General features: G+C 74.2%; 9 protein-coding genes. All 9 read left to right on the top strand.

The annotated features are described in order from the left end of the window. Window positions 1–45: 45 nt before the first annotated feature. Window positions 46–1,710 (top strand): arginine--tRNA ligase, encoded by a 1,665-nt coding sequence (gene argS, locus ABZ452_RS02575; RefSeq protein ID WP_357938202.1) that lies wholly within the window; start codon window positions 46–48, stop codon window positions 1,708–1,710. Then, the gene (lysA, locus tag ABZ452_RS02570; protein WP_357938200.1) at window positions 1,710–3,095 is read left to right on the top strand and encodes a diaminopimelate decarboxylase; all 1,386 of its coding nucleotides are present in this window, start codon (window positions 1,710–1,712) and stop codon (window positions 3,093–3,095) included. The genes argS and lysA overlap by 1 nt, the downstream gene beginning before the upstream one ends. Next, window positions 3,092–4,402, top strand: coding sequence for a homoserine dehydrogenase (locus ABZ452_RS02565; protein WP_357938198.1), 1,311 nt, complete (start codon window positions 3,092–3,094; stop codon window positions 4,400–4,402). Before lysA ends, ABZ452_RS02565 begins: the two co-directional genes overlap by 4 nt. 115 nt (window positions 4,403–4,517) lie before the next feature. Beyond that, a complete protein-coding gene (gene thrC / locus ABZ452_RS02560; protein ID WP_357938196.1) occupies window positions 4,518–5,567 on the top strand; it encodes a threonine synthase in 1,050 nt (349 codons plus the stop codon). Between the two features lie 121 nt (window positions 5,568–5,688). Further along, entirely contained in the window at window positions 5,689–8,955 is a 3,267-nt protein-coding gene (locus tag ABZ452_RS02555) for an efflux RND transporter permease subunit (RefSeq protein ID WP_357939057.1), read from the top strand. A 168-nt stretch (window positions 8,956–9,123) separates the two neighbouring features. Next, complete coding sequence (locus ABZ452_RS02550) at window positions 9,124–9,945, top strand: polysaccharide deacetylase family protein (protein ID WP_357938194.1); 822 nt, start codon at window positions 9,124–9,126, stop codon at window positions 9,943–9,945. 9 nt (window positions 9,946–9,954) lie between these two features. Continuing rightward, window positions 9,955–11,199 (top strand): MFS transporter, encoded by a 1,245-nt coding sequence (locus ABZ452_RS02545; RefSeq protein ID WP_357938192.1) that lies wholly within the window; start codon window positions 9,955–9,957, stop codon window positions 11,197–11,199. Between the two features lie 71 nt (window positions 11,200–11,270). Then, a complete protein-coding gene (gene thrB / locus ABZ452_RS02540) occupies window positions 11,271–12,215 on the top strand; it encodes a homoserine kinase (RefSeq protein WP_357938190.1) in 945 nt (314 codons plus the stop codon). A gap of 295 nt (window positions 12,216–12,510) precedes the next feature. Beyond that, window positions 12,511–13,871 (top strand): Rho termination factor N-terminal domain-containing protein (locus ABZ452_RS02535; protein ID WP_357938188.1); only part of this gene is annotated, 1,361 nt, incomplete at its 3' end.

Raw genomic sequence — 13,871 nt, 5'->3', positions numbered from 1 at the left:
GGTCGCCGCCGCGGGGACCGAGTCTACCCCCGATAACATGGTTCGGTGACTCCCGCAGAACTCGCCGAGGTCGTCCTCTCCGCAGCCCACGCCGTCTTCGAAGACCGGGGCCTGGATCGCTCCGCGCTGCCCGCGCAGACCACCGTCGAGCGACCCCGCAGCCCCGAGCACGGCGACTACGCCTCGACGCTGGCGCTGCAGCTCAGCAAGAAGGTCGGCGTGCCCCCGCGGGAGCTGGCCGCCGCCCTGGCCGACCAGCTCGGCAAGGCGCCGGGGATCAAGTCGGTGGAGATCGCCGGCCCGGGCTTCCTCAACATCCGGCTCGACGCGGCCGCCGCCGGCCAGCTCGCCAAGGTCATCGTCGAGGCCGGCCCGGCGTACGGCCGCAGCGACGCCCTCGCCGGGCAGCGGATCAACCTGGAGTTCGTCTCGGCGAACCCGACCGGGCCGGTGCACATCGGCGGGGTCCGCTGGGCGGCCGTCGGCGACGCGCTCAGCCGGCTGCTCCGCGCGACCGGCGCCGAGGTGGGCACCGAGTACTACTTCAACGACGCCGGCTCCCAGATCGACCGGTTCGCCCGCTCGCTGCTCGCCGCCGCGCAGGGTCAGCCGGCACCCGAGGACGGCTACGGCGGCGCGTACATCGCGGAGATCGCGGCCGAGGTGGTCAAGCGCCGGCCCGAGGTGCTCGACCTCGACGAGGCCGCGGCCCAGGAGGTGTTCCGGGTCGAGGGCGTCCAGCTGATGTTCGCCGAGATCAAGTCCTCCCTGCGCGACTTCGGCGTGGAGTTCGACACCTACTTCAACGAGAAGGACCTGCACGACCGGGGCGAGCTGGACAAGGCGCTCGACCGGCTGCGTGAGCAGGGCCACCTCTACGAGTCCGAGGGCGCCACCTGGCTGCGCACCACCGACTTCGGTGACGACAAGGACCGGGTGCTGCGCAAGTCCAACGGCGAGTGGACCTACTTCGCCGCGGACTGCGCCTACTACCTCGACAAGCGCGAGCGCGGCTTCGAGCGCGTGGTGATCATGCTGGGCGCCGACCACCACGGCTACATCGGCCGGATGAAGGCCATGGCCGCGTGCTTCGGCGACGACCCGGAGCGCAACCTGGAGATCCTCATCGGCCAGCTGGTCAACCTGCTCCGCGACGGCGCCCCGGTCCGGATGAGCAAGCGGGCCGGCACCGTGGTCACCCTGGAGGACCTGGTCGACGCGATCGGCGTGGACGCCTCCCGCTACGCGCTGGCCCGCTACTCCAGCGACTCGCCCATCGACATCGACGTGGAGCTGTGGACCCGGGCGACCCGCGACAACCCGGTCTACTACGTGCAGTACGTGGCCGCCCGCACCGCCAGCGTGGGCCGCAACGCCGCCGAGGTCGGGCTGACCCGGGGCGAGGCCGCCGGCTTCCACGCCGAGCTGCTCGCCCACGAGAAGGAGAACGAGCTGCTCAAGGCGCTCGCCGAGTTCCCCGCCGTGGTCTCCTCGGCGGCCGAGCTGCGCGGGCCGCACCTGGTCGCCCGCTACCTGGAGCGGCTGGCCGGCGCCTACCACCGGTTCTACGACAACTGCCGGATCCTGCCGCGCGGCGACGAGGAGGTCACCGACCTGCACCGGGCCCGGCTCTGGCTCAACGACGCCACCCGGGTGGTCATCGCCAACGGCCTGCGCCTGCTCGGCGTCTCGGCTCCGGAGCGGATGTAATGCGGGCGCACGAGGCCGGTGCCCTGCACGGCGACATCGGCAACCGCGGGCCGGCCTGGCTGCGTACCCCGGTCGACGTCAACGACCTGGTCCCGCAGCTGTGGCCGCGCAACGTGACCCGCGGCGCGGACGGCGCGCTGGCGGTCGCGGGCCTGGACGTCCGCGACCTGGCCGCCGAGTTCGGCACCCCGGTGTACGTGCTGGACGAGGACGACCTGCGCGCGCGCAGCCGCGAGTTCCGGGACGCCTTCCCGGACGCCGACGTCTACTACGCCGGCAAGGCGTTCCTCTGCCGGGCGGTGGTCCGGATGATCGCCGAGGAGGGCCTGTTCCTCGACGTCTGCACCGGGGGCGAGCTGGCCACCGCGCTGTCGGCCGGCATGGAGCCGGCGCGGATCGGCTTCCACGGCAACAACAAGTCCCTGGCCGAGCTGACCCGTGCCGTGGACGCCGGGGTGGGCCGGATCATCGTCGACTCGTTCGCCGAGATCGACCGGCTCACGGCGCTCGCCCGCGAGCGCGGGGTGCGCCCGAAGGTGCTGGTCCGGGTGACCGTCGGCGTGGAGGCGCACACCCACGAGTTCATCGCCACCGCGCACGAGGACCAGAAGTTCGGCTTCTCCCTCGCGGGCGGTGCGGCCGCGGCGGCCGCCTTCAAGATCCTTGACGAGGACGTGCTGGAGCTGCGCGGGCTGCACTCGCACATCGGCTCGCAGATCTTCGACGCCAGCGGCTTCGAGGTCTCGGCCCGCCGGGTGCTCGCCCTCCAGGCGCAGATCCGCGACGCGCGCGGGGTGGAGCTGCCCGAGCTGGACCTGGGCGGCGGCTTCGGCATCGCGTACACGACGCAGGACGACCCGGCCGCGCCGCACGAGCTGGCCAAGCGGCTGCGCAAGATCGTCGACGGGGAGTGCGCGGCGGAGAAGCTGGCCGTCCCGCACCTGTCGATCGAGCCGGGCCGGGCCATCGTCGGGCCGGCCGTGTTCACCCTCTACGAGGTGGGCACCGTCAAGGACGTCGACGGGATCCGCACCTACGTGAGCGTGGACGGGGGGATGAGCGACAACATCCGTACCGCGCTCTACGACGCGTCCTACTCGGCGACCGTGGCCAACCGGGCCTCGACCGCCGAGCCGATGCTCGCCCGCGTGGTGGGAAAGCACTGTGAGTCCGGGGACATCGTGGTGAAGGATGAATTCCTGCCCGCCGACGTGCAGCCCGGAGATCTTGTCGCGGTGCCCGGCACCGGGGCCTACTGCCGGAGCATGGCCAGCAACTACAACCATGTCCCGCGGCCCCCGGTCGTCGCCGTCCGTGACGGTCGGGCGCGGCTGATCGTCCGCCGGGAGACCGAAGACGACCTGCTCGCATTGGATGTGGGATGACCTCACCCGTTCGCTTGGCCCTGCTCGGCTGCGGCACGGTCGGCAGCGACGTGGTGCGGCTGCTGCACGAGCAGTCGGCCGACCTCGCCGCCCGGATCGGCGCCCCGCTGGAGATCGCCGGCATCGCCGTCCGGCGGCTCGGCCGGGACCGCGGCGACCTGCCGGTCGACCCCGCCCTGTTCACCACCGACCCGCTCGGCCTGATCAAGCGGGACGACGTGGACGTCGTGGTCGAGGTCGTCGGCGGGATCGAGCCGGCCCGCAGCTGGCTGGTCGAGGCGCTGCGCGCCGGCAAGAGCGTGGTCACCGCCAACAAGGCGCTGCTCGCCGAGGACGGGGCGACGCTGCACGACGCGGCCGCCGAGGGCGGTGCGGACCTCTACTACGAGGCCAGCGTCGCCGGGGCCATCCCGCTGCTGCGCCCGCTGCGCGAGTCGCTGCACGGCGACCGGATCAACCGGGTCACCGGCATCGTCAACGGCACCACCAACTTCATCCTCTCGGCCATGGACGCCACGGGCGCCGGCTTCGCCGAGGCCCTGGAGGAGGCCACCGAACTGGGGTACGCGGAGGCCGACCCGACGGCCGACGTGGAGGGCTTCGACGCCGCCGCGAAGGCCGCCATCCTCGCCTCGCTGGCGTTCCACACCCGGGTCACGGCCGCCGACGTGCACCGCGAGGGCATCACCGAGGTGACCGCCGCCGACGTGGCCAGCGCCAAGGCCATGGGCTGCACCATCAAGCTGCTCTGCATCGCCGCCCGGGGCGTCGACGCGGCCGGGCGCGAGACGGTCAGCGTCCGGGTGCACCCGGCCATGATCCCGCTGGCCCACCCGCTGGCCGGTGTCGGCGACGCCTTCAATGCGGTGTTCGTCGAGGCCGAGGCGGCCGGTCAGCTCATGTTCTACGGCCGGGGCGCGGGCGGCGCGCCGACCGCCAGCGCGGTCCTCGGCGACGTGGTGGCGGTGGCCCGCAACCGCCTCGCCGGGGTGCACGCGGCCAGCGAGTCGGCGTACGCCGACCTGCCGGTACGGCCCATGGGCGAGGCGCTCACCCGCTACCACATCAGCCTGGACGTGGCCGACCGGCCGGGTGTGCTGGAGGCGGTGGCTGGGGTCTTCGCCCGGCACGAGGTCTCCATCGCCACCGTGCGGCAGGGCCCGGCCGGCGGCGGCTCCGACGCCGAGCTGGTCATCGTGACCCACGTGGCGCCGGACGCCGCGCTCGCGGCCACCGTCCGCGAGCTGCGCGGGCTGGACATCGTCCGCTCGGTGACGAGCGTGCTGCGGGTCGAGGGCGGGGCGTAGCCGCCCGTCCCGCCTGATGGTTAACACCAGGTGTGCCGGCGGCCGGTCCGGAAGGCTGGTCCACGCTGGTAGGGGCCCCGCGGCGACCGGGGCGGGCAGAGGCGAGGAGCGCGACATGTGGCGGGGTCTGATCGAGGCGTACCGCGACCGGCTGCCGGTCACCGACGCCACTCCCGTCGTCACCCTGCACGAGGGGAACACGCCGCTGCTGCCGGCGCCGGTGCTCTCCGCCCGGGTCGGCGCCGACGTGTGGCTGAAGGTCGAGGGGGCGAACCCGACCGGCTCGTTCAAGGACCGGGGCATGACGGTCGCCGTCTCCAAGGCCGTCGAGGCCGGTGACAAGGCGATCATCTGCGCCTCCACGGGCAACACCAGCGCCTCCGCCGCCGCGTACGCGGCCCGCGCCGGGATCACCTGCGCCGTGCTCGTGCCGCAGGGCAAGATCGCGCTGGGCAAGCTGGCCCAGGCGCTGGTGCACGGCGCCCGGCTGCTCCAGGTGCAGGGCAACTTCGACGACTGCCTGGCGCTGGCCGGCAAGCTCGCCCAGGACTACCCGGTCGCGCTGGTCAACTCCGTCAACATCGACCGCCTGCACGGGCAGAAGACCGCCGCGTTCGAGATCGTCGAGGCGCTCGGCGACGCGCCCGACATCCACTGCCTGCCGGTGGGCAACGCCGGCAACATCTCCGCCTACTGGATGGGCTACTCGGAGGACCTGCGCGACGGCAACGCCACGAAGGCCCCGAAGATGTACGGCTTCCAGGCGGCCGGCGCCGCGCCGATCGTCACCGGGCAGGTGGTGCCGGAGCCGTCCACCATCGCCACCGCCATCCGGATCGGCAACCCGGCGAGCTGGACCAAGGCCATCGACGCCCGGGACGCGTCCGACGGGCTGATCTCGGCGGTCACCGACCGGGAGATCCTCTTGGCGTACCGGCTGCTGGCCCGCGAGGTCGGGGTCTTCGTCGAGCTGGGCAGCGCGGCCAGCGTGGCCGGCCTGCTCCAGCAGGCCACCGCCGGCCGGGTGCCGGCGGGCGCCACCGTGGTCTGCACGGTGACCGGCCACGGCCTCAAGGACCCGGAGTGGGCCATCTCCACGGCTCCCGCCCCGCTGACGATCGCCAACGACGCCCTCGCCGCGGCCCGCTCCCTCGACCTGGTCTGACCCGCCCGCGCCGGCCGGAGCGGGCGGCGTCACGCCGGCCGGGGCCAGTGGGTGGGAGCGTGATCGCGTGCGGCAGACTCGAGCCACCCCGTACACCCCTTTCCAGGAGTGGGTAACGCCCATGTCGCTGCTCGCCAGATTCAGTCTCGCCAACCGGGGCCTGATCGCCCTCATCGCGCTGGTGACAGCGGCGTTCGGGGCGTTCGCCGTGCCGTCGCTGAAGCAGCAGCTGCTGCCGTCGCTGGAGTTCCCCGCCGCGTTCATCGTGGCGCCGTACCCGGGCGCCGCGCCGGAGATCGTCGAGTCCCAGGTCGCCGAGCCGATCGAGAACAGCCTCCAGGGCATCCCGGGGCTGGAGAAGGTCACCTCCACCTCGCGCGAGGGCTCCGCGACGGTCCAGGTGCAGTACGAGTTCGGCACCGACCTGGACGACGTGGTCAACAAGATGCAGACCGCGCTGAGCCGCATCGACGCCCAGCTGCCCGAGGGCGTCGACCCGCAGGTGATCGCCGGCAGCACCGACGACCTGCCCGCCGTGGTGGTCGCCGCGACCGGCGGCGCCGACGAGCGGGCCCTGGCCGAGAAGCTGCGCGCCACCGTCGTACCCGAGCTGGAGGGGCTGGACGGGGTCCGCACGGTCGACGTGACCGGCGCCCGCGACCAGGTCGTGACGATCGTGCCCGACCCGGCGAAGCTGGCAGCGGCCCGGCTGGCCCTGACCGCGATCGCCCAGGCGCTGAAGACCAACGGCGTGGCGCTGCCGGCCGGCGCGGTGACCGACGGCGGCCGTTCGCTGCCGGTGCAGGTCGGCACCCCGATCCGCAACGTCGACGACCTGCGCGGGATCGTGCTGAGCACCGCCCCCGCCGCACCGGTACGCCTCGGCGACGTGGCCCGGGTGGAGCAGCAGCTCGCCCCGGCCACCGCCTTCACCCGCACGAACGGCAAGCCCAGCCTCGGCATCGCCGTCACCGCCTCGCCCGACGGCAACGCGGTGGCCATCTCGCACGACATCCGGGACCGCCTGGACGACCTGGAGGCCGCCTCCGGCGCCGACCTGACCGTGGTCTTCGACCAGGCCCCGTTCGTCGAGCGGTCCATCGAGAGCCTCACCACCGAGGGCCTGCTCGGCCTGCTCATGGCGGTCGTGGTCATCCTGGTCTTCCTGCTCTCGGTCCGCTCGACGGTGGTGACCGCGGTTTCCATCCCGCTGTCCGTGCTGGTCGCGCTGATCGTGTTGTGGGCCGGCGACTACTCGCTGAACCTGCTCACCCTCGGCGCGCTGACCATCGCCGTCGGCCGGGTGGTCGACGACTCGATCGTCGTGCTGGAGAACATCAAGCGACATCTGGAGTACGGCGAGCCGAAGCGGGACGCCATCCTGGCCGCGGTCCGCGAGGTGGCCGGGGCGGTGACCGCCTCGACCCTCACCACGGTCGCCGTCTTCGCGCCGATCGCCCTGGTGGGCGGCTTCGTGGGGCAGCTCTTCGCGCCGTTCGCGATCACCGTGACGGTGGCCCTGCTCGCCTCGCTGCTGGTCTCCCTGACCGTGATCCCGGTGCTGGCGTACTGGTTCCTCAAGCCGCCGCGTGGCGGGGCCGACGAGGCCGCCGCCCGGCACGCCGCCGCGGAGAAGGAACTGCGCAGCCCGTTGCAGCGGGGGTACCTGCCGGTGATCGGCTTCGCCACCCGCTCGCGCGGCACCCGCTGGGCGACCGTGGCGCTGGGCCTGCTGGTGCTCTTCGGCACCTTCGGCCTGGCGCAGAAGCTGGAGACCAACTTCCTGGACGACTCCGGCCAGGACACCCTGGCCGTCCAGCAGGAGCTGCCGGCGGGCACCGGGCTGACCGGCACCGACCAGGCGGCCGCCCGGGTGGAGGAGATCCTCCGGCGTACGCCGGGGGTCGAGACGTACCAGGTCAGCGCGGGTGGTGGCGACAACCCGTGGGCGGGCGGCGGCAACGACACCGCCTCCTGGTCGCTGGCGCTCACCGACGACACCGACGCGGCGGAGGTCCGCGAGAAGCTGCGCAAGGAGTTCGACGGGCTCGGCCCGGAGGCCGGCGAGCTGACCTTCGGCGGCGGGCAGAACGCCTCCGCCAACCAGCTCGAGGTGGTCGTGCAGGCCGCCGACCAGGAGACGCTGACCCGCGCGGCCGAGGCCGTCCGGGACGCGATGGCGGGCACGGCGGGCGTCGAGGACGTCACCACGGGCCTGGCCACCCGGGTGCCCCGCGTGGAGGTGACCGTGGACCGGGTCGCCGCGGCGCGGGCCGGGCTCACCGAGGCGGCGGTGGGGCAGGTCGTCGCCCAGGCGTACCGGGGGGCGCCGCTCGGCCAGGTCACCCTGGACGGCACCCCGCAGAACGTGGTGCTGAGCACCGGGGCCCGGCCGCCGCTGAGCGTGGCCGAGCTGCGGGCGCTGCCGGTCGGCAGGGTGAAGCTGGACGACATCGCCGACGTCAACCAGGTCGAGGGCCCGCAGCAGGTGACCCGGATCGACGGCGAGCGGAGCGTGTCGGTGACCGGCACGGCGACCGGCTCGAACCTCGGCGCCACCACGCAGGAGCTGCAGAAGAAGCTGGACGCGCTGGACGTGCCGGGTGCGACGTTCGTCATCGGCGGGGTCAGCGCGGACCAGGCCGACGCCTTCGCCGACCTGGGGCTGGCCGTGCTGGCCGCCATCGCGATCGTCTTCCTGATCATGGTGGGCACGTTCCGCAGCCTGACCCAGGCGCTGATCCTGCTGATCTCCGTGCCGTTCGCGGCGACCGGCGCGATCGGGCTGCTGCTGCTCACCGGGACCCCGCTGGGCGTGCCGGCGCTGATCGGCGTGCTCATGCTGGTCGGCATCGTGGTGACCAACGCGATCGTGCTGCTCGACCTGATCAACCAGTACCGGGGTCAGGGCATGGGCGTGGCCGAGGCGGTGGTCGAGGGCGGCCGGCGCCGGCTGCGGCCGATCCTGATGACCGCGGTCGCCACCGTGTTCGCGCTGCTGCCGATGGCGTTCGGCCTGACCGGTGAGGGCGGCTTCATCTCGAAGCCGCTGGCCGTCGTGGTGATCGGCGGTCTGCTCAGCTCGACGCTGCTCACGCTGATCCTGGTGCCGACCCTCTACACGATGGTGGAGCGCACCAAGGAGTCCGTCCGCGAGCGCCGGGCCCGCCGGCGGGGCGGGCCGGCGCCCGCCGAGCGGCCGGCACCGACGCCGGCGCCGGTCCCGGTGACCGTCGGGGGCGGGGAGAGCCGGGCCGAGGACGGGGCCCCGGTCGCCGAGCCGCCGGCCCGCCCGGCGCCGTCGGCCGCGCTGATCGACGGTACGGACCAGTTCGAGGTGCTGCGCCTGCCGAAGAGCCGCCAGTCGCCACTCCCGCCGACGGAGTAACCGCCGGATCCCCGAGAGGTGGCCGTCCCCGCCGGACGGCCACCTCTCCCGGTCAGGGGACGGTGGAACGCACCCCGCGAGCGGTACGGTGAGTGAGCTGACACGCACTGTGAGTGCCAGCCCGTCCCGCCATGGCGAGGGCGGCCCGGCCGGAGCGGGAGCGGGGCGATGGCGGACGGCGTGGCCCGGTGGGGCAGGCGCAGGGTGCTGCGCCGCACCGCGCTGCTGGCGGGGGGCGCCGCGCTGGGCGTCGCCGCGACCGCGCAGACCACCTGGATCGCCGATCGCCGGCTCCCGCTGGCCGGCGGGCCGGCCAGCGCCACGCTGGGCAGCCGCTACCAGCAGGTCGGCGGCGGCGGGGTCGAGGTCGTCTGGGCGGTCCGCACCGGCGACCCGCTGGTGGCGCTGACGTTCGACGACGGGCCGCAGCCACACTGGACCCCCATGGTGCTGGACACCCTGGCCGAGCACCGGGTGCCGGCCACCTTCTTCCTGGTCGGTGAGCGGGCCCGCCGGCACGCCGCGCTGGTCCGCGACCGGCTGGGCGGGCACGAGGTGGGCAACCACAGCTGGGCGCACCACGACCTGGCCCGGATGGACGCCCACACCGCGTACGACGACCTGCGCCGCAGTCACGAGGCGATCGCGGCGGCCACCGGGGTGGCGCCCCGGCTGCTCCGCCCGCCCTGGGGGCACCTGGGCGGTGCGGTGCTCCACGCCGCCGCCCGGCTCAACTACCGGCTGGTCCTCTGGACGCTCCAGATGGTCGAGGCGGAATACCCGCACGACCCGGCCGGGCACGCCCGGCGGATCGTGGCGGACGTGCGGCCGGGCACCATCCTGCTCGGTCACGACGTCGGCCCCGAGCGTCGGCTGGTCGCGCTCGGCGGCCTGCCCGACATGATCACCGGGCTGCGCGCCCGCGGCTACACCTTCGTCACCGTCTCCGAACTGCTCCGCCGCGCTGCCGCCCTGGGAGCGGCCCGATAGGGTTCCGGCGTGTCACCCACCGTCTCGGTCCTCGTCCGCAACCGCGACTTCCGCAACCTCTTCCTCGCCGAGCTGGTGGTCTTCGGCGCCGACTGGTTCGTCATGGTGCCGCTGCTGGTGCTCCTGCCGGAGTTGACCGGCAGCGGGGTGTGGGGCGCCCTGGTGCTCGCCGTGGACACCGGCATGACCGCCCTGCTGCTCCCGTACACCGGCACCATCGCCGACCGGTTCGACCGCCGGAAGATCATGATGGCGGCCAACCTCGCCGCGCTGGCCGGCATCCTGCTGCTGCTCGGCGTCCGGAGCGCCGGCACCGCCTGGCTGGCCCTGGTGTCGATCGCCGCCGTGGCGGTGGCGAAGGCGTTCTACTCGCCGGCCGCCCAGGCGGCCCTGCCCAATGTGCTCGACCCGGCCGACCTGGCCGCCGGCAACGCGATCGCCGGCTCGGCCTGGGGCACCATGACCGTGGTCGGCGCCTCGCTCGGCGGCATGCTCAGCGCCGCGGCCGGCCCGTACGCCAGCTTCTGGGTGGCGGCGGTCGCCCTGGCCGGGGCGGCGGGCCTGGCCGCGCGGATCCGCCGGCCGTTGCAGGCGCCCCGCGACCCGGCAGCGGTCGTCCCGCGCACCTGGGCGGCGATCCGCGAGGCGTTGGGCTACATCGCGCACCGGCCGCGGGTGCTCGCCCTGGTCACCGTGAAGTCGGCGGTCGGCCTGGGCAACGGCGTGCTGACCGTCTTCCCGCTGCTCGCCGGGCTGTACGGGGTCGGCGCGATCGGCACCGGCCTGCTCTTCGCCTCCCGTGGCGCCGGCGCGCTGGTCGGCCCGATCCTGATGCGCCGGGTGCTCAGCAACCGGGCCTGGCTGCTCACCGGCCTGGCCCTGTCCATGTCCCTCTACGGCCTGGCCTACGTCGGGGTCTCGGTGGTGAGCTGGTTCCCGCTGGTGCTGGTTCTGGTCTTCCTGGCCCACCTGGGCGGCGGCAGCAACTGGGTGCTCTCCAACTACGCCCTCCAGGGCGAGGTGCCGGACCGGTTGCGCGGCCGGGTCTTCGCCACCGACATGATGCTGGCGACGCTGGCCATCTCGGTCAGCCAGCTGGTCGTGGCGCTGGTGGTGGACGCGGTCGACGAGCGCGTCGTGCTGGCCGGCTGCGGCCTGGTCACGGTGGTCTACGCGGTGGGCTGGCGGCTCGCCACCCGGCGGCTGTCGCTCACCGACCCGGTCGAGGAGCAGGAGACCTGCCGCACCCCGTGAGCGGGAGTGCCACCCTTCCCACGGTCCGGGCGATCCGGCGCGCCGTCGGTGGCGGGCCCTAGCATGAGCCCGTGCCGACGACTCTCACCTCCGGCCCGGTCCGAGTCCGGGTGCCCGCGACCAGCGCCAACCTGGGCCCGGGCTTCGATTCGCTCGGGTTGGCCCTCGGGCTGCACGACGACGTGGCGGCCGAGGTGACCGCCGGGGGCGTACGGGTGGCGGTGACCGGGGAGGGCGCCGGCGAGCTGCCCGGCGACGACCGGCACCTGGTGGTGACCGCCATGCGGGCGGCCTTCGACGTGCTCGGCGCGCAGCCGGCCGGTCTGGCGCTGGAATGCGTCAACCGCATCCCGCAGGCGCGCGGCCTCGGGTCCTCCTCAGCGGCCATCGTGGCCGGGGTCCTGCTGGCCCGGGCGCTGGTCGCCGACGGCGCGGAGCGGCTGGACGACGCCGCCGCGCTCCGGCTCGCCTCGGAGCTTGAGGGGCACCCCGACAACGTGGCGCCCTGCCTGCTCGGCGGCTTCACGGTCGCCTGGACGGAGCCGGCCGGCGCCCGGGCGGTCACGCTGCCCGTGGCCGGGGCGGTCCGGCCCACCGTCTTCGTGCCCGGCGAGCGGGGCCTGACCTCGGTCGCCCGGGCGGCGCTGCCGGCCACCGTGCCGCACGGCGACGCGGCGCTGACCGCGGGCCGGGCCGCGCTGCTGGTGCACGCGCTGACCGCCGACCCGGCGCTGCTGCTGCCGGCCACCGTCGACCGGCTGCACCAGGACTACCGGGCCGAGGGGATGCCGGCCACGGCCGCCCTGGTGGCCACGTTGCGTGAGGCCGGTGTGGCGGCTGTGGTCAGCGGGGCGGGCCCGACCGTGCTGGCGTTGTCCCAGGTCCCCGCGGGATTCCAGGCGGGAACAGATTGGCGCCGGTGGGAGTTGCCGATAGACGTCAGCGGTGCCCGGGTCGCCCGGGGTAGACTGGGACACGCCGAGCGGGACCCTGTTGCCGCAGGTCGGAAGAGTTGATTACGCTCTACACCTAGCACAGCCGCGAAGCATGCGATCTCCTGCGGGTCGGCGCACCCCCGAAGCTCTCGGCGGTAAGCCCGTCACCCCTGCCAAAGGCCCACGCCGCGCCGCAGTTTCCACAGGTCGCCGCAGACGGCGAGACCTGCTCACCGATGTTGGTGAGTCGGGAAACCGACCGGCTGCTGTGTCACAGACTCCCGCGACGCGTCCATGCGAGGCGGGTGCACCGAGGCCGCCCGGCCACCTGTTCTTCGACTCCGGGCAGCCCCGGCCTATCGAGGGAAGGAATCCATTGAGCGACACCACCGACGTGACGTCGGATGTTTCCAACGTCGCTGGCGATGCCACCACTGCCGCCCCCACACGCCGTCGGCGCAGCGGCACCGGCCTGTCGGCGATGCTGCTGCCTGAGCTCCAGAGCCTGGCCGCGTCGCTCGGTATCTCCGGTACGGCTCGCATGCGCAAGGGCGAGCTGATCAGCGCGATCACCGAGCGGCAGGGCGGCGCCGCCGCCGGAACCCCTCGACCGCGGGCCGAGGTCGCGGCCGCGGCGGCTCCCGCCCGTGAGGAGGTGCACGCCGAGGTCCGCGAGGAGCGGGCCGAGACCGAGCGTCGCGCCGCCGAGCCGGCGCCGGCCGCCGAGGCGACCGAGGGCCGCACCCGCAGCCGCCGGGGCCGTGCGGCCGCGGCGACCGCCGAGGCGCGGCCGGCCGAGGCACGGGCCGAGGAGGCTCCCGCCGAGACCGGCGAGCGGGCCGAGACCGGCGAGCGGGCGGAGCGCGGTGAGCGTGCCGAGCGCGGTGAGCGTGCCGAGCGCGGTGAGGGCCGGGGCCGCGAGCGTGGCGGCGAGCGTGCCGAGCGTGGCGGCGAGCGGGCCGAGCGTGGCGGCGAGCGTGCCGAGCGCGGTGAGCGCGGCGGTGACCGTGCCGAGCGCGGTGACCGGGCCGAGCGTGGTGACCGGGGCGAGCGCAACGAGCGGGGCGAGCGTGCCGAGCGGGGCGACCGCAACGAGCGGGGCGAGCGCGGTGACCGGGGCGAGCGCAACGACCGGGGCGACCGCAACGACCGGGGTCAGCGCGCCGAGCGCAACGACGACGGTGACGACGACGGCGAGGGCGGCGGCCGGCGCGGCCGGCGCAGCCGGTTCCGGGACCGCCGGCGCGGCCGTGGCGACCGCCCCGAGGGCGGCGACGGTGGCGGCCGCGAGCCGCAGGTCGGCGAGGACGACGTGCTCGTCCCGGTGGCCGGCATCATCGACGTGCTCGACAACTACGCCTTCGTCCGGACCACCGGCTACCTGGCCGGCCCGAACGACGTGTACGTGTCGATGTCGCAGATCAAGAAGTACGGCCTGCGCCGCGGTGACGCGATCACCGGTGCGGTCCGGGCCGCCCGCGACGGTGGCAGCGAGCAGCGGCGGGACAAGTACAACCCGCTGGTGCGGCTCGACACCATCAACGGGATGGAGCCGGACGAGGCGAAGCGCCGGCCGGAGTTCTACAAGCTCACTCCGCTGTACCCGCAGGAGCGGCTGCGGCTGGAGACCGAGCCGCACATCCTGACCACCCGGGTCATCGACCTGGTGATGCCGATCGGCAAGGGCCAGCGGGCGCTCATCGTCTCGCCGCCGAAGGCGGGTAAGACGATGGTGCT

The sequence above is a fragment of the Micromonospora sp. NPDC005707 genome, assembly GCF_040631005.1.
GTDB lineage: Bacteria > Actinomycetota > Actinomycetes > Mycobacteriales > Micromonosporaceae > Micromonospora.
The sequence above is the reverse complement of the archived record's forward strand: the minus strand, read 5'-3'. Positions and strand labels throughout refer to the sequence as shown.

Bases quoted from the DNA above. Each gene is read 5' to 3' on its own strand.
- ABZ452_RS02550 (WP_357938194.1), top strand. From the start codon at position 9,124: ATGGCGGACGGCGTGGCCCGGTGGGGCAGGCGCAGGGTGCTGCGCCGC.
- thrC (WP_357938196.1), top strand. From the start codon at position 4,518: ATGTGGCGGGGTCTGATCGAGGCGTACCGCGACCGGCTGCCGGTCACC.
- lysA (WP_357938200.1), top strand. From the start codon at position 1,710: ATGCGGGCGCACGAGGCCGGTGCCCTGCACGGCGACATCGGCAACCGC.
- ABZ452_RS02555 (WP_357939057.1), top strand. From the start codon at position 5,689: ATGTCGCTGCTCGCCAGATTCAGTCTCGCCAACCGGGGCCTGATCGCC.
- ABZ452_RS02565 (WP_357938198.1), top strand. From the start codon at position 3,092: ATGACCTCACCCGTTCGCTTGGCCCTGCTCGGCTGCGGCACGGTCGGC.